We start from the raw sequence: 22,442 nt of genomic DNA, 5'->3' as shown, positions 1-22,442 counted from the left end.
CAAGGAGGTCCTCATGGAGGGTCTGACTGACAAGGTAATTCTCGTCGCCGGTGCGGCCACCGGCCTGGGCGCCGCCTCTGCGCACCGGTTGGCACAGTACGGAGCACGGGTCGTGGTCGGCGACCTGAACTTTCCCGGTGCCGAGAAGACCGCTGCAGCCATCAGCGAGGCCGGCGGACAGGCGGTCGCCGCACAGTTCGACATCTCCGACGACGAGTCCGTCAAGGAACTGGTCGCGTTCTCCGTCCGGACCTACGGACACCTGGACGCAGTCCACATCAATGCCGGGGACATGGCGGCGGTGTCCAAGGACACGAATATCGTCGATATCGACCTCGAGATATGGGACCGCACCATCGCCGTCAATCTCCGCGGCCACATGCTCGTCACCCGCCACAGCATTCCGGAGCTTCTCGCCCGAGGCGGTGGGACCATCGTGTACACCTCGTCCATTGCGTCCTTCACGGGTGATCCCGAACGCCCGGCCTACTCCGCGACCAAGGCGGGTATCAATGCCATGGCGCGGCACGTCGCCTCTCGCTGGGGCCGGGAGGGCATCCGCGCCAACGCCATTACTCCCGGATTGATCCTCACTCCTGAGATCGAGCAGGGTGCCTCTCCGGAGTTGCTGCAATCTTTGATCGGCCGATCCCGCAGCCCTCGGGCAGGCCGCCCGAGCGACATCTCGGGAATGGTCGCCTACCTGATGTCCGACGACGGGTCGTGGATCAACGGCCAGGTCGTCAACGTCGATGGCGGCACTGTCCTGCGCTGAACGGTGTCGCTCGGTTCCCGCCCAGAACCGGCCCACCGCAAAATGGCCGATTCGAACACGGGATCTAGATTCTCACAAATGAAAGTACTATTCTCATTAGTGACTGGCGCCACTGCCGGATATTTCTGCGCAGTGCAGGAGAGGACTTCCAATGAACATTGACGACATGGTGATGGTCAGCATCGACGACCACGTGGTCGAACCAGCCGACATCTTCGAAAAGCACTTCCCGAAGAGTCTCATGGACCAGGCTCCCAAGCTGACAGCCCACCCCCGCAACCCCAACGTGCAGGCCTGGATGTTCCAGGACGTCGTGGTCGGCAGCTCGGGACTGAACGCCGTGGTCTCCTGGCCCAAGAGCGAGTGGGGATTGGATCCGACGGGCTACGCCGAGATGCGCCCCGGTGTTTACGACATGAGCATGCGGGTGCGGGACATGGATGCCAACGGCACCCTGGCCGCAACGCTTTTCGCGACCTTCCCGGGATTCGCCGGCACCCATCTGGCCAGCCTGCCGGACAAGAAGCTGTCTCTCGCTGCCTGCCAGGCGTTCAACGACTGGGTCGTCGGCGAGGTCCCCAGCACCTACCCGGGCCGCTTCATCCCGCTCGGCATCATCCCGTTCTTCGACATGGACGCGTCGGTCAAGGAGATCCACCGGCTCGCGGCGATGGGCTGCCGATCCATCAGCATTCCCGAAACCCCCTACGGTGTCGGGTTTCCCGACTTCAAATCAGGTCACTGGGACCCCGTTTTCAAAGCGTGCGTGGAGCACAACATTGTCCTCAGCCTGCACATCGGCGGCGGCTTCAGCCTCGTCAAGCGGCCCGAGGGTTTCAACATCGACGACATGATGGTCTTGACGCCGCTCATCTCGACGATCGCCGCCAACGACATGATGCTCAGCGGCGCTTTCCAGAAGTTCCCCGACCTCAAGGTCGCCATGAGCGAGGGCGGTGTGGGCTGGGTGGCGCCGTGGCTCGACCGGCTGGAGCGGCATATCGAGAACCAGTCGTGGACGGGCATGAGCTTCCTCCCCAAGGGAATGGGCCCTACGGACGTGTGGCGAAAGAACTTCCTGGCGTGCTACATCACCGAGCCGAGCGGTCTGAACAACCGTGAGCGGCTGGGCATCGATACCATCGCGTGGGAGTGCGACTTCCCGCACTCCGATTCCACCTGGCCGAATTCGCCGGAGATGCTGATGGAGGAGCTCGCCGCCTCCCGCTGCACCGACGAGGAGATCGATAAAATCACCTGGAAGAATGTTGCCAGGTTCTTCGATTGGGATCCGTTCGAGCACACTCCTCGCACGCAGGCCACCGTGGGAGCCCTGCGTGCCCGCGCCACGGACGTCGACGTGAGTGAGACGTCCAAGGAGGAGTACCGCCGACGCTACGAACTCGCGAACTCGTAGGACAGGAGCTTTTTACACGCATGATGCCCGCCGACCGGAGTCGGCGGGCATCATGCGTAGAGGGTCGATCCGCTTCACGTCAGAGTTTGACGACAACCGTCTTGGTGGCGGTGAAGGCATCGAGGGCCTCGTACCCTTTCTCACGCCCGTATCCGGACTTCTTGAAGCCGCCGAAGGGAAGTTCGACACCACCACCTGCGCCGTAGGTGTTGACGTACACCTGACCTGCCTCGATGTCCGCGGCCATCCGGTGCGCCCGAGAAAGGTCGGCGGTCCACACCGAGCCGAGCAGCGCATACTCGGTGCCGTTCGCCAGTGCGACCGCCTCCTCTTCTCCGGCGAAAGAGTTGACCACGAGAACGGGCCCGAAGATTTCCTCCTGAGCGATCGGTGAGGCCGGATCCACGTTGTCGATGAGGGTCGGCGCGAAGTAGGCGCCGCCGGCGAGCGGTTCGTCCTCAGGGACGATGCCCCCGCACACTATTTCACCCTTGGTGAGATCGTCGACCATGGATTTGACCCGGCCCTGCTGCTTGGCCGACACCAGCGGACCGAGTTCTTTGTCGTCGACACCGGCTCCGATGGTCACGTGGGAGAAGTGTTCGGCGACCCGATCGACCATTTCGGCATGGACGGACTCGTGAACGAGCAGACGCGAACCTGCGGAGCAGGTTTGCCCGGCGTTCTGCAGGATTGCCTTCGCCACTGCCGTGGACGCTGCGTCCAGGTCGGCGTCCGGGAAGACGATCTGCGCGGACTTACCCCCGAGCTCGAGTACCACGGGAACGACACGGTCGGCGGCCGCACGCGCGATCACCGCGCCGATCCGGGTCGACCCGACGAACCCGATGTGGTCTACCCCGGTATGCGTGGACAGTGCCGCACCGGTTTCGGCGCCGATCCCGGTGACGACGTTGAACACACCGGGCGGTAAGCCCGCCTCGATAGCCAGCTGCGCGAACGCCACCGCGGTGCGGGGTGTTTCGTCCGCCGGTTTGGCCACCGAGCAGTTGCCGGTCGCAATGGCGGGTGCCACCGCGCGCGCGAGGAGCTGCATCGGGTAGTTCCAGGCCACGATGTGGGCGGTGACCCCGAACGGCTCACGCCGGGTGTACACATGCAGGTCGGCCGAGAGCGGAATCGACTGACCGTAGTAGGTGTCGATCGCGTGCCCGTAGAAGCTGAAGTAGCGTGCCGACACGTCGACGTCGTTGCGCGCCTGGCTGAGAGGTTTGCCCGAATCCTCGCTCTCCATCCGTGCAAGGTGTTCCTTGTCGCGCAGGATCAGGTGTGCGATACGGGTGAGGATGTTTGCACGATCCTCGGGCTTGGTGCGCCGCCACGACCTGTTCGCCGCGTGGGCTGCGGACACCGCGGAATCGACCTGCTGCGCCGTGGCACGTGCGACGGTGCCCAGGGAACGGCCCGTGGACGGGTCGATGTTCTCGTACCACTCGGGGGAATCGACAGATTCTCCAATGATGAACGACCGTGTGATCGCCATGATCGTGGTTCCTTCCCAATCAGGTTGCGGCGTCGGCATCCGACGAGAACATCGCCCGACGCTCGTGCAGGAAGTCGTGCGGATAGCCGAGCCGCACACGTGTGGCCGCGTCGAGCCGCTCCATATGTGAGTCGTCCAGATGGACACTCAGTGCGCCGAGATTGTCGTGGATCTGGGTCACGGTACGTGCGCCGATCGACGGCATCAGCCCCTGGCGCAGCACCCAGGCCAGCGCTACGCGCGCGGAGGTGGTTCCGAGTTCTTCGGCGATTTCGACGGCAGCGTTCACACCCCGTTGGTGAGACGGAGACAGCCGTTCCATACCACCGGGAAGCTTCCCGGCCAGTATCCCGCGTGCGAGCGGACTCCACGCGTAGACAGCCAGGCCGTGTGCCCTTGCCATGGGCAGGAGCTCTCGGTCCGGAGTCCTTGCGGCGAGCGAGTATTCGACCTGCATGCCGCAAAACGCGGACCAGCCCCTCAACTCGGCAATGGCGGCCGATCGGGAGACGACCCAGGCGGGCATGTTGCTCACGCCGATCGCGAGGACCTTGCCGGATCGCACCAGGTCGTCGAGTGCACGCAATGTCTCTTCGACGGGAGTGCACTGGTCCCACGCATGTACCCACAACAAGTCCACATAGTCGGTGTCCAGCCGTCGCAGGCTCGTCTCGACGCTGCGACGCAGGCTCTTGCGGTGGCTGCCGCCCGAGTTCGGATCGTCCTTGTGGGTCGGCAGCGTGAATTTGGTACTCAGGACGACAGAATCGCGCTCGCCCGCTACCAGTCGCCCGACAATCGACTCGCTCGCGCCTTCGGTGTAGTTGTTGGCCGTGTCGACCACGTTGCCGCCCGCGTCGCGGAAGGCACTGTAGATTTGCCGCGACGTCTTCTCATCCGCGCCGAACCCCCACTCCGTCCCGAATGTCATTGCACCCAGGCAGAGCTCGCTGACACGGAGGCCGGACGAGCCCAGCACACGCATCCCCATTCCCCTCCTGTGATCCGAGTCAGGCATCGTCGTCCACCACCCAGTTCACAAATCGATGGAGGGGATACATACCGTCGTGAGGGCTGCCCATGCTGCCGGTGAGTGCGCTGCCCAGTTTCACGACACGCTGCACGCCCGCCGTGGCGAGATGATCGCGCACCTCGGCCTTCCGGTGTGTCGGGTAGATGCCGACCGTCTGCGTCGCCACCGTCGCGAAGGCGGCGGCGTCGCCCATCGACGCGACCGGCACGACGTTGACCGTCTTGTTCGTCGGGTGGAAGTCGACCGGCTCGGGCGAGCGCACAACCAGGCCGCTACCGTCGTAACCTCCCCAGACCCGATAGTCGGGTTCGAGGAAGCGCATTCCCTCCACCTCCTCACGAATGTCGCTGGGAGTCTTCGGCCCGGTTGCCTCCGCGAAGTCCCGGTCGACACCGAGTCGTGCGGTGAGCGCGGCACAGAACCGGTCGACCTGCCCGATGTCACCCTCGACCGCGATGTGCCGAGCGGCGACGCACGCGTCCTGGTTGAAGATCGTGGCGTCGGCTGCGGCGAGTTCGGCCACCTGCTGCAGGGTCTCCTCCGATGCGAACGCCTCCCTGCCGACGATGGACATCGACACCTTGGGGTCGAACGAGATCAACTGGAATCCCGGCCCTGCGTACTTCGCGGCGTTCTCGATCGCAGAGCCGCCACCCCAGGCCACCAGCTTGTCGAAGTACTGGGATCGGTACAGGACGTTCTCGACCTGCGCGTCGCCGCCGCGCCAGTAGACGGCCGACATCGACCGGAGTATCGGGTGATCGGGCTCGATGTCCGACATGGTTCGAAGTACGGCAACCGTGGTGAAGGGATCAGCAGAGGGCATCTTGAAGACGTTCACCGCCTTGACAAGTGCTGCGTCGGCGATGGAGGTCATGGCTGCGCTCGGCGAGTTTCCTGCGAGCATGTGGACGAGCCGGGGTGGGAAGGCGCGAATTCGGCTCACCCTTCCGTTCGGATCGGTGCGCTCGACCCATCCGTCGAGTAGATTCCGGTCACCGAACGTGCGGTCGAGCCGGTACTCGAGCGCCTCCCTGGTCAGGAACTGCCCGGGCCTGGCGAACGTATTCTCGATGATTCGCCGCGGCAGCGCGCTGACCTGCAGGGTCATCTCGAGCGACTCCTGCAGATATTCGTTCGTTTCGAGCGTGAGATGTTTCGCGGTCTCGACGAGAAAGTCGATGATCTCCGAGACTGGAACGTCGAATGCCGGGCCCTGCTGGGTGCGCGGAACGAACAGTTCGTCGAGCTTCAGGCGCGGCGTGGCAAAGGGCACGCCGAAGTCGCGGGAGAGATATTCGGTGTCGTCACCCCAGATCAGCTTGCCGCGCACGAAGTGGGGTACACGGATCTTGGACGTACTCGGGGTGAGAGTGGTTGTCGTCGTCATGGTTTCGTCCTCAGTCCTCGATGAATCCACGGACGTAAGCATCCGTGGTGCCGGCACAGGTGATCTTGTCGTCGTCGACGAGATCCGTGTACCGAGTGATGTCGGGGGCGATCGAGGGCCCCGATCGGCCGCAGGCGCACGCGCCGAGGTCGACGCTGATCTTGTCGCCGGTGATCGTCCCGCCCCAGCGCCCGTCGACGGTCGTGTCGAAGAATGCGGCACGACCCTCGACCTGTCCGTCCGATTCCGGTGCCGGCGCCTCGCCGTTCTTGTCGAGTACGAAGAGTACGAGCCCGGAGGGCACGTGGTAGCGCTCGGCGGAACAGCGGGGAAGACGGAGATTCAGCTCCTGCATGGAGTAGTAGTGGAAGAACCTGCTCGGTGCGATATTCAGCATCCGGTAGATCTGCGCTTGATAGTCGGCGGGCAAGGAGTGGCCCTTCAATCCGCCGCCCACCGTCAGCGCATTCTCGCCGGTGATGTCTCCGTCTTTCGCTCCGAGTTCGCGCAGTATCTCCGTGAGCCGAAACAGGCTTGCGAACTGGGAGCTGAAGAAGATTCGTTCCGAACGATGTTCGAGTATCTGCTCTGCCCAGTAGTGCAGGCGCCGCTCGTTCTCCGCCTGCCGCTTCGCGGCCTCTGCCTCGTGCGCCGCGAGCTCGTCCGGTGTGGCGGTCCCGTCGGCCATCGCCTTGCGCACCGCGGACAGGCGCGCCATGTAGGCGTGGTGCCCGGCAGCGGGGGGCGCTGCCGGAAAGGGCGGGATGCCGTCCGGCCGGCCGTAGGAGCCGACGAGCAGGTCACGTATCGCTTTGTGTCCGCTGAGCCCGGTCTCCGGACCGACAGGAATGAAATGCCACGTGCGTTCCGGCGGTAGACCGAGATCGGTCAGGCCGTCGAGCATGTTCTGCAGCGACACTTCCCGGTCACGCGGAGACTTGTTCAGGAAGGAACTCTTCCCGCTGGTGCCGCTCGAACTCGACACCAGATGTCCGGCAGCTTCCAACCTGTCGATCAGGCCGTCGACGTCCGCGACGCCGGACAGGTCGACGTCGGTGACCCGGTGGGTCGAGAGAGAATCGAGCCAGCGAGTGAGCTGTCTCCACTTGCCCTTCGCGATCAACGATTCGGGATAGCTCTTGTAGGCGGTATGCGGGAAGAGCAGGGGAATCATGTCCTCACGGGACGTGATTCTCTCGATTCCCTCCGCATCGGCCCGCTGCGCGAGAAAGGGCACCTGCCGGCGCCGCTCCTGAAAAAGCGCATCCAGTGTCTCGATGACATTCCGCTGTTTCGTCGTTCCTGACATTGTGCCTCCGGCCTCGTATGCGCAAATAACTTTACCCACGGTCAAGTTTCGCTAACTTTACCCACGGTATAGTTATTTTGTCCACAACAGTCCCGGACTCGGCTGGCAGACTTACCGGCATGACGTCGCCGAAGTCCCGCTCTCGTACAGACGACTCCACGCCTCACCGCGGCGGCCGTCCCACCCGGGAGCAAGCCATGCGGATCGATCGCAGCGTCCGCGAAAGCGCGCTCGAGCTCTTCCTCCAGTACGGCTACGAGGGCACGTCGATGAATGCGATCGCCGAGGCGGCCGGCACCACCAAACCGTCCCTGTACGCCCGCTTCCCCACCAAGGAGGCAGTCTTCCGCTCGGTACTCGAATGGGCGATACAACGCACCGACTGGCCGGTTCCCGAACCACCCGCGCCGAGCCTCGACGACTTGGAGGAGGCCTTGACCGCGATCGCGTCCGCCGCGCTGAGTCGGGCGCTCGAACCCTCGATGATCAGGCTCGAACAGATCGCTATTGCCCATGCTTCGCACTACCCAGAGCTCGCCCGCCGGACTTTCGGGACCGGATTCTGGCCGCGCAAGCAGCTCGTGGTGGACCTACTCAACCGGCACGCGGCAGACGGCTCGATCGTGGCCGAAGACCCCGACCTGCTCGCGGAACACTTCCTCGGGATGGCCTCGGTCGCGCCGGCGCGCCTCGCGTCCTTCGGCATCGTGCACGACCCTGAGGAGCGGGCACGCCACACCCGTTCGGCGGTGCAGCTCTTTCTTCGCAGCCTGCGGCGCGTCGACGACGAACGGACGTGACCCGGAAAGCAACGGCCGGTCGGCGCATTACCGCCCGGCTGCTCCGGCTCTCAGGCAGAACACGGTGATGCGATCGATGTCGGTCGCGGTCGGCTGAACCCGCCGCCAGAGGTAGTCCGACAACGTGCCGATCATCGCGTGCGCTGCAAGGGAGGCATCGAATTCGGGCGCCTCGCTTCCCAACTGCTTGAACGGTTCGTGCAGCAAACCGGCCAGCGGATCACTGGCCGACCGCAGGCCCGACGCCGCGTCCTCGCCGAGACTGCCGGCGTTCCACAGGACGGCGCGCGTGGTTTCCGCGACCTCACCGGCGGCCTGGGAGATCACACCCTCGACCCAGCGGCGAACCTTTACCTCAGGCGTGGACTCCTTGCCCATCTGGTGCGCAACGTAATTCCGCAACCGCTCCGTTCCGTCCTCGAACAGCGCTGCCACCAGCGCATCCTTCGACCGAAAATGACGATAGAACGCCTCGTTCGACAGGCCGGCCGCAGCGACAATGTCCGCGACCCGCGGGCGGGAGGTCGTTCCGCACGCCCGCATCACCTCGAGCGCGGCGTCGAGCAACCCACGGATTTCCATGGCATATATCGCGCCGCGTTTGGCCAACGCGCGCTGAGCAATACGGTTCGCAAGATCCTCCATCGCGTCAGTGCGCTTCGGCTGGACCGCGCGAAAGCCGCTCGGGGCGGGCCCAGCACCGCTGAAGCCCTGGCTGCGCCACACGACTCACCAATTCGATCCGAAGGCCCGTCGTCGCGCTGCGATGGAAAGTGAAGAACGGCTGCCCGTCGGAACCCACCCGGGTCGCCTCGGTCACGAAACCGCAGCGTACAAGTTTTCCAGCGTCCGCCGCGACGTCGTCGGACCAGTAGCCGGCGTGGTGAATGCCCGGCGCTTGTTCCCACAGAGTTCCGGGGACGCTTCGCACCACTTCGATGCGAGGTGTGGTGACGGAGTATGCGCAGCTGAGATCGACGACGGTGTCACCGTCCGGCACAGTCACCGCGATCGGACCACCTACTTCGTCGCCCCACTCGTACCCGAACAGGGCGCCGAGCTCCATCCGGGTCGCTTCCGGGTCGTCGGTGACGATGCCGAGATGAAAGAGGTCCTCAGCCTTCATCGGCCCCGCCTCGCCCAACTCCGCACGGCTTCAAGAAGAGAACTCTGCAAAATAAGAATTGCATTTATGTTCACGAGAACGATATTCTCATGCTGACGAAGGAGGCGCAATGGCATGGGATTTCGAGACGGACGCTGAGTACCAAGCGAAACTGGACTGGGCGGATACGTTTGTACGCGAGGAGGTCGAGCCACTCGATCACATCTGGGAACACCAACAGTTCGTTCCCCTCGACGGGGCCCGACGCAAGGCGATCGACCCGCTGAAAGACCAGGTTCGGAAACAAGGCCTTTGGGCCACCCACCTCGGACCCGAACTCGGCGGCCAGGGATACGGAGCGCTGCGGTTGGCGCTCTTGAACGAAATCCTCGGCCGATCTTCGTGGGCACCGATCGTGTTCGGGTGCCAAGCGCCGGACACTGGCAACGCCGAGATCATCGCCCATTACGGCACCGAAGCACAGAAAGAGCGCTACCTGCAGCCGCTACTCAACGGCGAGTTGTTCTCCACGTATTCGATGACCGAGCCCCAGGCGGGCGCCGACCCAGCCCAGTTCACCACGCGAGCGGTCAAGGATGGTGACCATTGGGTCATCGACGGCTGGAAGTATTTTTCGTCCAACGCCAGAACCGCATCCTTCCTGATCGTCATGGCCGTCACGAACCCCGACGTCAGCGTCTACAAGGGCATGTCGATGTTTCTGGTCCCGGCGGATACGCCCGGAATCGACATCGTCCGCAACGTCGGCCTGTATGGGGAAGCCATGAACGACGGTACCCACGCCCTCATTCACTACGACGGTGTCCGCGTTCCCGAAGAGGCAATGCTCGGTGGAGAAGGTCAGGCTTTCGCCGTCGCTCAGGCCCGCCTCGGTGGCGGCAGGATCCACCACGCCATGCGGACGATCGGTCTGGCACAGAAGGCGCTCGACATGATGTGCGAGCGCGCCCTCAGCCGCGAGACCTCAGGTAGCCGCCTCGCCGAGAAGCAATTCGTCCAGGGCTATATCGCCGACTCCTACGCCCAGCTGGCCCAGTTCCGGCTCTTCGTGTTGCATACGGCCTGGAAAATCGACAAGTACAACGACTACAAAAAGGTTCGAAAAGACATCGCCACCGCCAAGGTCATCATGCCGACTGTTCTGCACGACATTGCCTGGCGCGCAATGCAAGTACACGGTGCGCTGGGCGTGACCAACGAGCTGCCGCTGTTCCAGATGATTCACGGCGCCGCTGTCATGGGCCTCGCGGACGGCCCCACCGAGGTGCACAAGACCACAGTGGCCAAACAGGTACTTCGCGATTACAAGCCCAACGACGACCTCTGGCCCACGGAATGGATCCCGAAGAAGCAAGAAGCCGCCAAGGCGAAGTTCGCCGACTACCTCGAACTGGAAGTAGGGAATCTGTGATCGACTTTCAACGCCTGTCGGACTGGATGGACGGTCAGGGACTCGGCAAGGGGGCCCCGCTCGAACACCGATACCTTTCCGGCGGAACACAGAACGACATCTACGAACTGACCCGCGAAGACCTCCGCTGCGTGATCCGGATACCACCGCCCGAGGCGCCGGCGAACCGCGACAAGGGGATCTTGCGGGAGTGGCAGATCATCCAGGCACTCGAGGGCACCGACGTGCCACACACCGAGGCCATCGCGGTATGCGAAGACGCATCGGTCCTCGGCCGGCCGTTCTACCTGATGGGATTCGTCGACGGTTGGTCACCGATGGAGAACAGGAACTGGACCACCCCCTTCGACACCGACCTCGTGGCCCGCGCCGGACTCGGCTACCAATTGGCCGAAGGCATCGCCCTCCTGTCGGCGGTCGATTGGAAGTCCAGGGGTCTCCAAGACCTGGGCAGGCCCGAAGGCTTCCACGAACGTCAGGTCGACCGCTGGACCGGCCTCTTCGCGAAGATCAAGGCGCGCGAGCTCGACGGTTTCGAAGTGGCCACCGACTGGCTGCGCAACCACAAGCCGCTCGATTTCATCCCCGGCATCATGCACGGCGACTATCAGTTCGCGAACGTCATGTTCCATCACGGTGCACCGGCGAAACTGGCCGCGATCGTCGACTGGGAAATGGGCACGGTCGGAGACCCCAAGCTCGACCTGGCTTGGATGCTCGAGGGCTGGCCCGCGGATACCAGCACCACGGAAGCTGCCACCTGCAGCTACGTCAACCTGCAGGGGATGCCGTCAATGGATCAGCTGGCAGGACACTATTCCGACATCTCGGGACGCCAGGTCGACGATCTCGATTATTACCGGATCCTTGCCAAATGGAAGTTGGCGATCATCCTCGAACAGGGATACCAGCGTGCGGGCGACAACGAGAAGCTCCTCGCCTTCGGGCCTATCGTCGTCCAGTCCATGATTGCGGCCGCCGAGCTCGCCGAAACGACGGAGTACAAGTTATGACCGACATCGCCGAACTCGTACAGGAACGCCACGGCGCCATTTTGGTACTTCGCCTCAACCGGCCGGAGGCACGGAACGCACTCACCGGCACGCTGATGCGTGACCTCGGCACCATCGTCGTGGAGGCCGAAGCGGATCCGGACATTCGCGCCATCGTCCTCACCGGTGCGGGCGACCGCGCATTCTGTTCAGGGATGGATCTGCGCTCCTTCGCGGAAGAAGGCGAGGGCGGCTTCAGCTCCGAGGGCTACGCACGATTGGCTTCGGGGCAACTGACCCTCCCGGTTATCGGTGCGGCAAACGGCACCGCCATCGGCGGCGGACTCGAGCTGCTGCTCGGGGCCGATGTCATCGTCGCTTCGTCGACCGCTAAATTTGGCTTCCCGGAGGTCAAACGGGGTTTGTTCCCCGGTGGCGGCGGAACGACCATCGGGACGAGACTCCCGTTGCACGCCGCGCTGGAGATGACGCTCACGGGCGACTTCATCACCGCAGACCGTGGCTACCAGCTCGGTTTGATCAATGCTGTGGTCGAAGCTGATGCTGTGTTGGACACCGCCCTGGGATTCGCCGAGCGAATCGCCGCTAATGCACCCCTCGGACTCGCTGCCTGCAAGGAACTCGTCCGCCTCTCGGTCTCCGATGCGGACAGGGCCGCGGAACGACTCACCGACTGGCAGTCCATCGTATTCACCAGCGCAGACGCCAAAGAGGGCGCCGCGGCGTTCATCGAGAAGCGCGCACCGATCTGGCAGGGACGGTGATCTGACAGTGCGTGCCGCAGTCTGTTCCTCGTACGGGCCCCCCGAGGCTGTCACAGTTGAAACGCTTCCCTCACCTCTCTTGGAACCGGGTCAGGTGCGGATCAAGATCGGAGCCGCAGCCGTCAACTTCTCAGATGTGCTACTGATTGCCGGCAAGTACCAAGTCAGTGTCCCACCACCGTTCACACCCGGGAGTGAGTTCGCAGGCGTCGTCGAGGAAGTGGCCGAAGGAGTCAGCGCTGTCTCAGTGGGCGACCGGGTCACCGGAACCGGGTTTGTCGGTGCCTTCGCCGAGGAGATCGTCGTGGCCTCCGACAAACTCACCCTCAAGCGGATCCCGGACGGCATCGATGCACGCGTCGCCGCTGCCTTCGGCGTCGCACACCGCACGGCCTATCACACACTTCGCTCGGTGGCCCGCGTGCGGCCCGGGGACGAGCTGATCGTTCTCGGAGCGGGCGGCGGAGTCGGCATCGCCGCTGTTCAACTCGGTATCGCACTCGGTGCGTCCGTCACCGCGGTCGCGTCGAACACCGACAAGCTCGTCGTCGCCGCTTCATATGGAGCCGGCCACCTCATCGATCACCGATCCGGGGATCTGCGCACCCGGCTGAAAGAGGCACTTCCCCAGGGCGCAGACGTCGTGGTGGACCCGGTGGGAGGCGACCTCTCCGAGCCTGCACTCCGCGCGCTACGCCCGGGCGGCCGCTTCGTTACGGTCGGCTACGCCTCCGGCGTCATCCCGTCCATCCCGCTCAATCTGGTGCTGGTCAAAGGCATTCACATTTCCGGATTCCAGTTCAAGGACATCCCAGCCGACGAATTTCATCGTAACGAACAGGAACTGACCGACCTGCTACTCGAGAATCGTGCAGTCCCCCACATCGGCGCGTCGTATCCGCTCGAGGACACGGCCGACGCTCTCCGGCTCGTCGCCGACGGCAACGCCATCGGTAAGGTACTCATCGACTGCGAATCGTAGTGCGGTGTTACTCCTCCGACGCAGCCGGAGGAGTAACACTTATGACCACGAACCCCGACGGTCAAGCTATGTCGGATATCGACCATGACGGCCAGTTGAGTAGCTCGTTGTGGCGGAAGGTCTCCGTGGCACCGATCGAATCGACCGAAACGGCAGCCGCCGCGAGGGCATGGGCCTTGAAAGCTCTGGCAGCCATACTCAGCCGGTGGCTGCCGGAGCCGAATCTCCCATCGAGATCGTCTGGGAACGTATCGCCGAGCAGCATCACCTCGGTTTCGCCCTTGTCCAAGTTGTCGAGCACACCCCGCCGCACGCGGGAGTCGGTTTGGTACAGATCTGCCGACACTGCGATCACCTGTGGGCAGGGACCGTGAGGACCCGCGAGCGCCGATTCCAGGTCGAGTGTGATCGCTCCGAGAATCTGGAGTGGCCGCGCGTCCGAGTGGTCTGCGACGATGACCGAGACGTCCCACCCTGCCATCGTCTGGTCGAACAGCCACCCTCCAGCGAGTCGCACTACGTCGACCACGTTCGGTGCGACAACGGCAACCCGGTACCTCAGGCTTCGCTGTCGGGCGCGAGCTGTCGAGTCAGCGATCGTGCATACTCCCTGAATACGTCGGTCACGGGGATCGAAGGGTCGAGTAGCCATGAGGTCTCCATTCCTCTGAGAAACGCCATAATCTCTACGGCCTTGAGTGCCGGGTCTACGTCGGTTCGGTATCGGCCGGCGCGTTGACCACGCCGGATGCCTTCTGCCACGGCCTCGACAGAGGCCCTGGCTCTGCCGAGGAGGCGGTCGTGCAGCGGCGCGTTGGAATCGAGGTTTTCGATCTGGAGGGCGGCGAACATGCCGAGCAGCTCGGGTGAGCGCTGGAATCGCTCAGCGACCCGCTCGATCTGCTCGATGAGATCACCCGAGCGGTCTGCGTGAGCGTCGTCGTCGGCATCGCGGGCGTCGAGCACCGCGTGCAACAGCTGCTCCTTCGACTCGAAGTGATGCAGCAGTCCAGCAGGGCTGACCCCGACCTCCTTCGCGATCTGAGCCAACGTCGTGTTGCGCCAGCCGTTTCGCGCCAACAGCCGCTGAGCGGCCGTGACGATCAATTGCCGTCGATCCTCACCCTTCGCCAGAAGCGTGTCATACGGCCGTGGTTCCGACACCGGACTCCTTCGTTGGACCAACCTACTGAACACACAGTAGGTCAGTTCGTCCGGTGTGACAAGGATCTCTTTTGTTGTTACGCGCGGCTACAGTCACATCCGGTCGTCACAGTCCTAGAGACTTGGCGATGATTACCTTCATCACCTCGCTCGTCCCCGCGTAGATTCGGGCGACGCGCGCATCCGTGTAGAGGCGGGCTATCGGGTATTCGGTCATGAAGCCGTAGCCGCCGAACAGTTGCAGGCACCGATCGACGACACGCGCTTGCATCTCGGTGCAGAACAACTTGACCCTCGCAGCGTCGGCACCGGACAACTCCGCGTCCACGAGATCGAGCACCGCCCGGTCGATCATCGACTGTGCTGCCTCGACCTCGGCGGACATGGCTGCCAGCTCGAACTTGGTGTTCTGGAACGACGCGACGGGCGTGCCGAACGCCTTACGTTCCTTGACGTACTCGATCGTCGTCATCACTGCCGCCCGCGCCTGGGCGACCGACCCGACCGCGACTGTCATTCGCTCCTGCGGCAGATTCCGGCCGAGGTAACCGAAGGCGGCACCCTCCTCGCCCAGCCGGTTGGCCACCGGAACGCGGACGTCATCGAACGACAGCTCGACGGTGTCCTGCACCTTGCAGCCCATCTTGTCGAGAATTCGACCGCGCGTGAACCCGGGCATGCCGTCCTCCACGACCAGCAGGGTCAGTCCCGCGCGCCGATTGTCCGGATCGGTCGACGTCCGAGCGACGACGATCACGAGGTCTGCGAGCAATCCCCCCGTGATGAACGTCTTGGCACCGTTGACGACATACTCGTCGCCGTCCCGCACTGCGGTGGTGCGAACCCCCGCGAGGTCGGAGCCCGTACCGGGTTCGGTCATCGCGATGGCCGTCAGCAGCGTGCCTGCCGCCAGACCGGGAAACCAGCGGCTCTTCTGCGCGTCGTCGGCATAGGCGAGAAAGTACGGAAGGATGACGTCGAGTTGGGTGCGGACCGTGCTCAACGTGACCAGTGCGCGGGCCGCCTCCTCCTGCAGGATGACGTTGTAGCGGTAGTCGGGCAGCCCCGCTCCCCCGAACTCCTCGGGGATGGCGGTACCAAGCAATCCCAGGGATCCGAGCTGCTCGAAGACCGCACGTGGCATCCGCCCTGCCTTCTCCCAGATCGGATAGTCGGGGACCACTCGCTTCTCGATGAAGTCGCGGGCCAGTTTTCGGAAAGCTTCGTGGTCTGCGGTGAAAACGTCTCTGCGCATGTCGATTCCTTCCTTACGCCGACAGCTCGACCAGGGTGGCATTGGCGGTGCCGCCGCCCTCACACATCGTCTGGAGGCCGTAGCGGATCCCGTTGTAGCGCATGTGATGGATCATGCGGGTCATCAGAATGGCGCCCGATCCGCCGAGCGGGTGCCCCAGCGCGATCGCGCCACCCAACGGGTTGACCAGAGCGGGATCGGCACCGGTCTCCGCGAGCCAGGCCAGCGGCACCGAGGCGAAGGCTTCGTTCACCTCGAAAACGCCGACCTCCGGGAGGTCGATGCCCGCCTTGTTCAGCACCTTCTCGGTCGCCGGAATCGGTCCGGTCAGCATGAAGACCGGATCTGCCCCTGTGACGGCACCGGCGCAGTACCGCACGATCGGCGTCAACCCCAGTTCGCGCGCCCTGTCCGGTGTCGTGACGAGCAGAGCGGCTGCCCCGTCGGCGATCTGCGAGGAGTTGCCTGCGTGGATCACACCGTCGTCCTGGAACACCGGCTTCAGCGCAGCGAGCTTGTCGACGTTGGTGCCCCGTCGCACGCACTCGTCGACGGCGACCACTCCCGCCTCAGTGGATACGGGAACGATCTGGGTGTCGAAGGCACCGTTGTCCAGAGCGGTTGCCGCGCGGTCGTGTGAAAGACTGGCGAACTCGTCGAGCCGGCTCCGGGACAGACCCCACTTCTGGGCGATCATTTCCGCGCCGACACCCTGGTTGAACTGGAAATTGTCGTAACGGGCAAGCGCTTTGGGCCCGTACGGCGCGCCGGAAGCTTTCGCCGCTCCGAGCGGCACCCTGCTCATGACCTCGACACCGCCTGCTACGACGACGTCCTGCTGCCCCGACATCACCGCGTGCACCGCGAAATCGATCGCCTGCTGGCTCGACCCGCACGCTCGGTTGATCGTCGTTCCGGGAACGGTTTCGGGCCACCCCGCGGCGAGTACGGCGTAGCGGCCGATGTTGCTCGACTGATCTCCGACCTGGGAGACGCACCCCCAGATCACATCGTCGACGATGCCGGGATCGAGCCGGGTGCGTTCGGCGAGCGCTGTGAGAACCATTGCCGACAGGTCTGCCGGGTGCACGCCGGACAGTCCGCCGTTCCGCTTCCCCACCGGGGTACGGACCGCCTCGACGATTACTACCTCACGCATTGACTTCTCCTACTGTCGGTCTGTCCATGGTTCGAAGGTCGGCGGCGTCGCGCGCACGGGCGACCGCCCAACGACCCGTGAAATGTGGTTCGCGTTTCTCCGCGAAAGCGGCGTATGCCTCCGGAGCATCCGCGGTGGCGAAATTGACCATCTGCGCGCGGGCCTCGTTCGCCAGCGCATCGCGCATCGTTCGGTCGGCTCCCTCGTTGAGCAGCGCCTTGCTTTGCGCGAGTGCAACCGGCGGGCCTGCCACCAGTCGCTCGGCGAGGTGGGTGACGAAACCATCGATGTCCGCGGCCGGCACCACCCAGGTCACGAGATTGAGGGCGTGTGCTTCTTCGGCGTCGATCATCTCGGCCAGCAAGGCAAGTCGCTTCGCCTGCTGTAGTCCCACCAGTTTCGGCAGCAGCCAGGAGCCGCCCAGATCCAAGGACAACCCACGCCGCGTAAAGATCTGGGAGAACTTCGCTTCCGGCGTGGCAATCACGAAATCGCATCCCAGTGCCAGGTTCCATCCGGCACCGACTGCCACACCGGTCACCTTGGCAATCGTCGGTTTCGGCAGCTCGTGCAACAGCATCGCTACGTCGGTCAGGCGCCGCATCTTGTCTGTCGGGTGGTCGCCGCTCGGGGCAGCGATGTCAGCGCCCGAGCTGAATGCCCCGCCGGCCCCGGTGACAACCACCGCACGTACCGCACGATCGGTTCCGGCTGCGACGAGCGCATCCCGCAATACGGTCCACAACTCCGCGTTGATGGCGTTCTTGCGTTGCGGCCGGTTGAGCGTCAGAGTTCGCACGCCGTCGCGGTCCCGGCACAACAGGATGGAACTGTCAGTCACAGTGTTTCCCCTTCACAGGCACATCAGCGGTAGATGGGCCCGACGGCGCCCTGCTCCCGCAGCCGGGCGAGGTCGGCTTCGGCGATCCCGAACTCGGTGAGTACGGAGTCGGTGTGCTCCCCGAGACCTGGCACCGCCGCCATCGGAGGGTCGTAACCGGCGATGATGGGCGGCGGCAGCAGTGAGGGGATCGGCCCTGCCGGTGTCTCGATCTGCCGCCAGCGGTCGCGCGTCGTGAGCTGCGGATGCCGCAGAACCTCACTCGGGAGGTTGTACCGAGAGTTGCCGATACCCGCGGCGTCGGCAGTCTTCTGCACGTGGGCGAGGTCGTGGAGCGCACACCATGCACCGATGGCCTCGTCGAGCTCGGCACGGTGCATGACCCGGCCGGAGTTCGTCCCGAATCGGTCGTCGTCGGCAAGGTCACTGCGCTGCAGTATGTCCCGCGCCAACCGCTGCCATTCCCCGTCGTTCGTGGTGCCGAGTACCACGGTTTGTTCATCGGCGGTCCGGTAGGCGCCGTACGGCGCGACCGCAGGCGACGACATTCCGAGCGGCTGCTGATCTACCCCGGAATGCCGTGTGTAGGTGAGGGGGTAGCCCATCAGTTCCGTCATGGTGTCGAACATGCTGACTGTGACCGCGCCGAAACGAGCACCCAGTTCAGGACGACGCCCCTTCACGCACAGCAGAGCGAGGATCGACAACGCGGCATACAGTCCAGAACTGACATCGGCTACCGGGGGGACCCGGTTTAGCCGGCTCACCCGGAAATCCGGTTACCGCGCATGCGCCCGACTCCGCCTGCACGAGAAGGTCGTACGCCCGCTTGTGCGACAGTGGCCCGCCCGACCCATAGCCGTCGATCTCGACCGCGACGAGCTCCGGGTAACGCGTTGCCAGATCTGCGGGCGCGATACCGAGGCGGGAAGTGGCCCCCGGCGCGAGGTTGGACACCAGCACGTCGGCATTGCCGAGTAACCGGTGCAGCATCTCGATCCCGTCGTCGGTTTTCAGGTCGAGTGTCACGGACTCCTTACCGCGATTGGCCCAGACGAAATGGGCTGCCATGCCGTCGACGACGTCGTCGTAGTGGCGGGCGAAATCACCACCTCGCGGATTTTCCACCTTGATCACGCGGGCACCGAAGTCCGCGAGCGTCTTGGTGCACATCGGGGCTGAGACGGCCTGCTCGATCGTGACGACCGTGATGCCTTCGAGTGGGCCGCCCGACGCCGCAGGTTCGGCCATCACATCACCATGCCGCCGTCCACCGGCAGCACCTGCCCGGTGACGAAGGAGGCGGCATCGGAGGCGAGGAAGACGAAGGCACCGGCGATCTCTTCGGGTTCGGCCCAGCGTCGCAGTGGGATGCGGTTCAGCATCTGGGCGGCGAACTTCTCGTCCGTACGTATGGTTTCCGTCATCGGGGTGGCAGCGAGTGGTGCCAGCGCGTTGACGAGGATGTTCTTGCGGGCCAGTTCACGCGCCAGCGACTTTGTCATGCCGATGATGCCGGCTTTGGCGGCGGAGTAGTTCACCTGACCGAGCGTGCCGGTGATGCCAGCCGAAGACGTCACGTTGATGATCCGTCCGGTCCCATCGGTGGCAAGGAAGGGCAGTGCTGCCTGGGCGCAGTGGAAGGCTCCGAGCAGGTGGATGTCGAGCATCCGCTGGAAGGACTCCTTCTGCAGATCGGCGAACATGGCCGGTGCAGTCACTCCGGCGTTGTTCACGAGTACGTGGAGGACGCCCTCGGTGAAACCGGCCGCCCTGGCCACCGCCGCGTCGGCGGAGTCCTTGTCGCGGACGTCCAAGGCGATGCTGTCGGCCTTACCCCCGCGCGCCGAAATCTTCTCGGCCACAGCCGCGGCGGCGGTGGCATCGACATCCGTGACGAGCACGGCAGCGCCCGCGGCAGCGAGTGCCTGCGCAACTGCCGAACCGATACCCCCGGCGGCACCGGTTACCAGCGCAGACCGTCCGGTCAGATCGAACAACCCAATATTGTCGGCCATCAGTAGCTCCTCGGCAATCCCAAAGTGTGTGATCCTAGATAGTTCAAAATCATTTCCTGACTGATCGGTGCAATTCGCATCAGCCGGGCCTCGCGGAAGTAGCGGGCGACATGATATTCCTCCGAATACCCCATTCCACCATGGGTTTGCAGCGCTCGGTCCGCAGCCGCGAACCCGGCCTCCGCGCAGAGATACTTGGCGGTGTTCGCCTCACGCCCGCACGGCTGACCGTTGTCGTAGAGCCAGGTGGCCTTTCGAAGAACCAGTTCGGCCGCATCCAGATGCGCCAAGGCATCGGCGAGTGGAAACTGGATGCCCTGGTTCATTCCGATCGGCCTGCCGAACACTTCGCGTTCCTTGCCGTACTTCACTGCCTTCTCGAGCGCTACCCGGCCGATCCCCAGCGCTTCGGAGGCGATGAGCATCCGCTCGGGGTTCAGGCCGTCGAGCAGATACTTGAAGCCCATGCCTTCCTCACCGACGCGGTCCTCGATGGGAATACGGAGATCGTCGATGAACAACTCGTTGGAGGTGACCGCATTTCGCCCCATTTTTGCAATCGGACGGATGTCCACGCGGCTGCGATCGAGATCGGTGAGAAACAGCGTCATGCCATCGGTCTTCTTGGATACGTCGTCGTAGCGTTCGGTGCGGGTCAGCAGGAGAATTTTCTCCGACTCCATCGCCTTCGAGATCCACACCTTGCGGCCGTTCACGACGTAGTGGTCGCCTTGCCGCCGCGCGAAGGTCGAGATGCGCGAGGTATCCAGCCCCGCACCCGGCTCGGTAACCCCGAAACAGACGTGGAGGTCGCCCGAAGCGATGCGCGGTAACGTCCGCTGCTTGAGTTCTTCGGATCCGTGCACCACAACTGGGTGCATTCCGAAGATCGACAGATGAATGGAGCTCGCGGCGTTCATACCACCGCCGGATCGGGCAACTTCCTCGAGCAGCAAGGTTGCCTCAGTGATTCCGAGCCCGTGTCCGCCGTACTCCTGCGGCATCGTCATTCCCAACCATCCACCGTCCGCGATGGCGGCATAGAACTCCGTGGGGAACTCGTGTGCGCGGTCCTTCTCCATCCAGTACTGGTCGTCGAACCGTTTCACCAACTCGCCGACCGATTTCCGGATCAATTTCTGATCCTCGGTCAGCTCGAAACTCATGCCACCGGGCACAGCCATTACTCTGCTCTCTCTCATTTCAGCCTGCCGCCGACGGAACCGTCGAACACGTCTCTGCGTGCCCAGACCGTTTCCGCTCAGTCGGAGGCGGGAAGGGCTTTTGCGGCCTTGATGGTCATGGGGACGCCGTCGCAGCTCAGCTCTCCCACGCCGGGGGACGTGCAGAGCACCTCCAGGGTCTCGCTCGCATCGACATAGCGTTTGCCGAGGAGTGTGCGGGGATCGGTCATTCCGGCTGTGGAAGGCCGACCGCCGGTAGCGGGGACCATCGGTGTGCCACCGCAGGCGATGAGCGGCGCACCCTCGGCCGGGGCACGCACGACGATCACTCGAGTGGAGCAGACGGTACTGGCGAGCTGCTCACCGGGACGCAGCGGTGCTGATGTGGTCACGATGAATCTCCCTTTCGACGAAGCGGTCAGCGGGCAGGTCGAGGACATGGGGACCGCTGATGTGGAGCAGAAGCATTACCGGGTGTCTCCGCTTTCTGACCCGGACACCCACGATGGTCGCTCTCTTACTACCTGGAAACTATCCTCTCGTTTACAGAGAATCAAGCTGTACAGAGTCGTGTACACGCGATGAGGAGACTGTCGACCGGGCGGTGACCTCAGTTGAGATGGTCCCGCCCGACGCTCGGCGAGGGATGCCGTTGACCGCGGTCCGGGGGCGGATTTACCGCAGAGATTGACTATCGGAGCATCTCGTGGAAACCTAGTGCTCATATTTGAGAATGCAATTCTCATCGAGAGGAGGTTACGAATGCCCTTACTGCCCCCGCTGCCCGCAGACCGCTGGGACGACAAAGCACGATTCGCCTTCGCCGGGATGCTTCCGAGAGAACGGCAGAATCCGGAAGGGGCGGGCACAGCGTTGGCGACACTCGCTCGCCATCCCGACCTGACAAAGGCATTTCTCGGTCTCAGCGTTCACCTGCTGTACCGGTCGACCCTGCCCGCACGCCTGCGCGAGCTGGCAATACTGCGGGTCGCGTATCGCCGCGACTGCTTGTACGAGCTGACACACCACACAGAGCTCGGCAGAGAAGTAGGACTGTCCGAGGAGGAGATCGCCTCCGCGCAGCGTGGCGAAGCCGCCGACGACTTCGAGCAGAAGTTGCTCGCGGCCGTGGACGAACTCGACGAGACGTCCCGCCTGTCGGACCGGACCTGGGCCGCGCTCGGTGAGCGTCTCGATGAACGGCAGCAAATGGACCTGGTCTTCACGATCGGCGGCTACACCATGATGGCCATGGCTTTCAACACATTCGGCATAGAGCTCGAACAGGAAAGGTAGA

At 63.9% G+C, this 22,442-nt stretch carries 22 protein-coding genes and 1 pseudogene; 8 read left to right on the top strand and 15 right to left on the bottom strand.

Features of this window, described 5'->3' with window-relative positions; genetic code table 11:
• The first annotated feature begins 13 nt into the window (after window positions 1-13).
• Window positions 14-775, top strand: coding sequence for an SDR family NAD(P)-dependent oxidoreductase (locus GFS60_RS05365; protein ID WP_159919421.1), 762 nt, complete (start codon window positions 14-16; stop codon window positions 773-775).
• 151 nt (window positions 776-926) lie between these two features.
• On the top strand, window positions 927-2,192 hold the full coding sequence (locus GFS60_RS05360) for an amidohydrolase family protein (RefSeq protein WP_159919419.1): 1,266 nt from the start codon (window positions 927-929) through the stop codon (window positions 2,190-2,192).
• Between the two features lie 79 nt (window positions 2,193-2,271).
• Here the strand turns inward: GFS60_RS05360 and GFS60_RS05355 are convergent, their stop codons facing one another.
• The 4 genes from GFS60_RS05355 to GFS60_RS05340 are packed head-to-tail and all read right to left on the bottom strand — an operon-like array spanning window position 2,272 to window position 7,428.
• Window positions 2,272-3,696: an aldehyde dehydrogenase family protein gene (locus GFS60_RS05355; RefSeq protein ID WP_159919417.1), complete on the bottom strand. Its 1,425-nt coding sequence runs from the start codon at window positions 3,694-3,696 to the stop codon at window positions 2,272-2,274.
• A 19-nt stretch (window positions 3,697-3,715) separates the two neighbouring features.
• Window positions 3,716-4,687: an aldo/keto reductase gene (locus tag GFS60_RS05350; protein ID WP_159919415.1), complete on the bottom strand. Its 972-nt coding sequence runs from the start codon at window positions 4,685-4,687 to the stop codon at window positions 3,716-3,718.
• 19 nt (window positions 4,688-4,706) lie between these two features.
• On the bottom strand, window positions 4,707-6,119 hold the full coding sequence (locus GFS60_RS05345; RefSeq protein ID WP_159919413.1) for an acyl-CoA reductase: 1,413 nt from the start codon (window positions 6,117-6,119) through the stop codon (window positions 4,707-4,709).
• Between the two features lie 10 nt (window positions 6,120-6,129).
• Window positions 6,130-7,428 (bottom strand): hypothetical protein, encoded by a 1,299-nt coding sequence (locus GFS60_RS05340; protein ID WP_159919411.1) that lies wholly within the window; start codon window positions 7,426-7,428, stop codon window positions 6,130-6,132.
• 119 nt (window positions 7,429-7,547) lie between these two features.
• Between GFS60_RS05340 and GFS60_RS05335 the strand changes: the two genes are divergently transcribed.
• Window positions 7,548-8,228 (top strand): TetR/AcrR family transcriptional regulator, encoded by a 681-nt coding sequence (locus GFS60_RS05335; protein ID WP_159919409.1) that lies wholly within the window; start codon window positions 7,548-7,550, stop codon window positions 8,226-8,228.
• Window positions 8,229-8,255: 27 nt separating this feature from the next.
• Here GFS60_RS05335 and GFS60_RS05330 read toward each other — a convergent pair whose 3' ends face one another.
• Both GFS60_RS05330 and GFS60_RS05325 read right to left on the bottom strand, forming a co-directional pair.
• Window positions 8,256-8,873, bottom strand: a complete 618-nt coding sequence (locus GFS60_RS05330) for a TetR/AcrR family transcriptional regulator (protein ID WP_159919407.1) — start codon at window positions 8,871-8,873, stop codon at window positions 8,256-8,258.
• A 4-nt stretch (window positions 8,874-8,877) separates the two neighbouring features.
• A complete protein-coding gene (locus GFS60_RS05325) occupies window positions 8,878-9,354 on the bottom strand; it encodes a VOC family protein (RefSeq protein ID WP_159919405.1) in 477 nt (158 codons plus the stop codon).
• Between the two features lie 109 nt (window positions 9,355-9,463).
• On the opposite strand from GFS60_RS05325, the gene GFS60_RS05320 reads away from it, so the two are divergent.
• Genes GFS60_RS05320 through GFS60_RS05305 form a run of 4 tightly spaced genes read left to right on the top strand, consistent with a single transcriptional unit; the run spans window position 9,464 to window position 13,524 of the window.
• Complete coding sequence (locus GFS60_RS05320) at window positions 9,464-10,765, top strand: acyl-CoA dehydrogenase family protein (protein WP_159919403.1); 1,302 nt, start codon at window positions 9,464-9,466, stop codon at window positions 10,763-10,765.
• On the top strand, window positions 10,762-11,778 hold the full coding sequence (locus GFS60_RS05315; protein WP_236603379.1) for a phosphotransferase family protein: 1,017 nt from the start codon (window positions 10,762-10,764) through the stop codon (window positions 11,776-11,778). The genes GFS60_RS05320 and GFS60_RS05315 overlap by 4 nt, the downstream gene beginning before the upstream one ends.
• Window positions 11,775-12,542, top strand: a complete 768-nt coding sequence (locus GFS60_RS05310) for an enoyl-CoA hydratase-related protein (RefSeq protein ID WP_109327009.1) — start codon at window positions 11,775-11,777, stop codon at window positions 12,540-12,542. The genes GFS60_RS05315 and GFS60_RS05310 overlap by 4 nt, the downstream gene beginning before the upstream one ends.
• Window positions 12,543-12,549: 7 nt before the next feature.
• Entirely contained in the window at window positions 12,550-13,524 is a 975-nt protein-coding gene (locus GFS60_RS05305; protein ID WP_159919399.1) for an NADPH:quinone oxidoreductase family protein, read from the top strand.
• A gap of 61 nt (window positions 13,525-13,585) precedes the next feature.
• Here the strand turns inward: GFS60_RS05305 and GFS60_RS05300 are convergent, their stop codons facing one another.
• The 9 genes and pseudogenes from GFS60_RS05300 to GFS60_RS05260 form a co-directional block, all read right to left on the bottom strand.
• A complete protein-coding gene (locus tag GFS60_RS05300; RefSeq protein WP_159926897.1) occupies window positions 13,586-14,086 on the bottom strand; it encodes a hypothetical protein in 501 nt (166 codons plus the stop codon).
• The gene (locus GFS60_RS05295; RefSeq protein ID WP_159919397.1) at window positions 14,083-14,688 is read right to left on the bottom strand and encodes a TetR/AcrR family transcriptional regulator; all 606 of its coding nucleotides are present in this window, start codon (window positions 14,686-14,688) and stop codon (window positions 14,083-14,085) included. The genes GFS60_RS05300 and GFS60_RS05295 overlap by 4 nt, the downstream gene beginning before the upstream one ends.
• A gap of 106 nt (window positions 14,689-14,794) precedes the next feature.
• Window positions 14,795-15,943, bottom strand: coding sequence for an acyl-CoA dehydrogenase family protein (locus tag GFS60_RS05290; RefSeq protein ID WP_109327006.1), 1,149 nt, complete (start codon window positions 15,941-15,943; stop codon window positions 14,795-14,797).
• A gap of 13 nt (window positions 15,944-15,956) precedes the next feature.
• Window positions 15,957-17,102: a thiolase family protein gene (locus tag GFS60_RS05285; RefSeq protein WP_159919395.1), complete on the bottom strand. Its 1,146-nt coding sequence runs from the start codon at window positions 17,100-17,102 to the stop codon at window positions 15,957-15,959.
• Window positions 17,095-17,943 carry an enoyl-CoA hydratase/isomerase family protein gene (locus tag GFS60_RS05280; RefSeq protein ID WP_159919393.1) on the bottom strand — a complete coding sequence of 283 codons (849 nt, stop codon included), beginning with the start codon at window positions 17,941-17,943 and terminating at the stop codon, window positions 17,095-17,097. The genes GFS60_RS05285 and GFS60_RS05280 overlap by 8 nt, the downstream gene beginning before the upstream one ends.
• 23 nt (window positions 17,944-17,966) lie before the next feature.
• Window positions 17,967-19,194, bottom strand: a pseudogene (locus tag GFS60_RS05275) (CaiB/BaiF CoA transferase family protein).
• Entirely contained in the window at window positions 19,194-19,961 is a 768-nt protein-coding gene (locus tag GFS60_RS05270; RefSeq protein WP_201453509.1) for an SDR family NAD(P)-dependent oxidoreductase, read from the bottom strand. Before GFS60_RS05270 ends, GFS60_RS05275 begins: the two are co-directional and overlap by 1 nt.
• Window positions 19,961-21,127: an acyl-CoA dehydrogenase family protein gene (locus GFS60_RS05265; protein ID WP_159926893.1), complete on the bottom strand. Its 1,167-nt coding sequence runs from the start codon at window positions 21,125-21,127 to the stop codon at window positions 19,961-19,963. The genes GFS60_RS05270 and GFS60_RS05265 overlap by 1 nt, the downstream gene beginning before the upstream one ends.
• 95 nt (window positions 21,128-21,222) lie before the next feature.
• On the bottom strand, window positions 21,223-21,537 hold the full coding sequence (locus GFS60_RS05260) for a hypothetical protein (protein WP_159919391.1): 315 nt from the start codon (window positions 21,535-21,537) through the stop codon (window positions 21,223-21,225).
• Between the two features lie 370 nt (window positions 21,538-21,907).
• Here GFS60_RS05260 and GFS60_RS05255 point away from each other — a divergent pair, with 370 nt between their 5' ends.
• On the top strand, window positions 21,908-22,441 hold the full coding sequence (locus GFS60_RS05255; protein ID WP_159919389.1) for a carboxymuconolactone decarboxylase family protein: 534 nt from the start codon (window positions 21,908-21,910) through the stop codon (window positions 22,439-22,441).
• Window position 22,442 lies beyond the last annotated feature (1 nt).

It is taken from the genome of Rhodococcus sp. WAY2 (assembly GCF_009859915.1).
In the GTDB taxonomy this organism is placed as follows: domain Bacteria; phylum Actinomycetota; class Actinomycetes; order Mycobacteriales; family Mycobacteriaceae; genus Rhodococcus_F; species Rhodococcus_F oxybenzonivorans.
Note: the sequence above shows the minus strand (reverse complement) of the source record. Positions and strands in the feature narration are given on the sequence as shown.

Excerpts from the sequence above, each read along its gene's own strand:
- GFS60_RS05320 (WP_159919403.1), top strand. The coding sequence starts at position 9,464 with ATGGCATGGGATTTCGAGACGGACGCTGAGTACCAAGCGAAACTGGAC.
- GFS60_RS05360 (WP_159919419.1), top strand. The coding sequence starts at position 927 with ATGAACATTGACGACATGGTGATGGTCAGCATCGACGACCACGTGGTC.
- GFS60_RS05350 (WP_159919415.1), bottom strand. The coding sequence starts at position 4,687 with ATGGGGATGCGTGTGCTGGGCTCGTCCGGCCTCCGTGTCAGCGAGCTC.
- GFS60_RS05325 (WP_159919405.1), bottom strand. The coding sequence starts at position 9,354 with ATGAAGGCTGAGGACCTCTTTCATCTCGGCATCGTCACCGACGACCCG.
- GFS60_RS05335 (WP_159919409.1), top strand. The coding sequence starts at position 7,548 with ATGACGTCGCCGAAGTCCCGCTCTCGTACAGACGACTCCACGCCTCAC.
- GFS60_RS05345 (WP_159919413.1), bottom strand. The coding sequence starts at position 6,119 with ATGACGACGACAACCACTCTCACCCCGAGTACGTCCAAGATCCGTGTA.
- GFS60_RS05355 (WP_159919417.1), bottom strand. The coding sequence starts at position 3,696 with ATGGCGATCACACGGTCGTTCATCATTGGAGAATCTGTCGATTCCCCC.
- GFS60_RS05340 (WP_159919411.1), bottom strand. The coding sequence starts at position 7,428 with ATGTCAGGAACGACGAAACAGCGGAATGTCATCGAGACACTGGATGCG.
- GFS60_RS05285 (WP_159919395.1), bottom strand. The coding sequence starts at position 17,102 with ATGCGTGAGGTAGTAATCGTCGAGGCGGTCCGTACCCCGGTGGGGAAG.
- GFS60_RS05310 (WP_109327009.1), top strand. The coding sequence starts at position 11,775 with ATGACCGACATCGCCGAACTCGTACAGGAACGCCACGGCGCCATTTTG.
- GFS60_RS05270 (WP_201453509.1), bottom strand. The coding sequence starts at position 19,961 with ATGGCCGACAATATTGGGTTGTTCGATCTGACCGGACGGTCTGCGCTG.
- GFS60_RS05255 (WP_159919389.1), top strand. The coding sequence starts at position 21,908 with ATGCCCTTACTGCCCCCGCTGCCCGCAGACCGCTGGGACGACAAAGCA.
- GFS60_RS05330 (WP_159919407.1), bottom strand. The coding sequence starts at position 8,873 with ATGGAGGATCTTGCGAACCGTATTGCTCAGCGCGCGTTGGCCAAACGC.
- GFS60_RS05290 (WP_109327006.1), bottom strand. The coding sequence starts at position 15,943 with ATGCGCAGAGACGTTTTCACCGCAGACCACGAAGCTTTCCGAAAACTG.
- GFS60_RS05265 (WP_159926893.1), bottom strand. The coding sequence starts at position 21,127 with ATGAGTTTCGAGCTGACCGAGGATCAGAAATTGATCCGGAAATCGGTC.
- GFS60_RS05365 (WP_159919421.1), top strand. The coding sequence starts at position 14 with ATGGAGGGTCTGACTGACAAGGTAATTCTCGTCGCCGGTGCGGCCACC.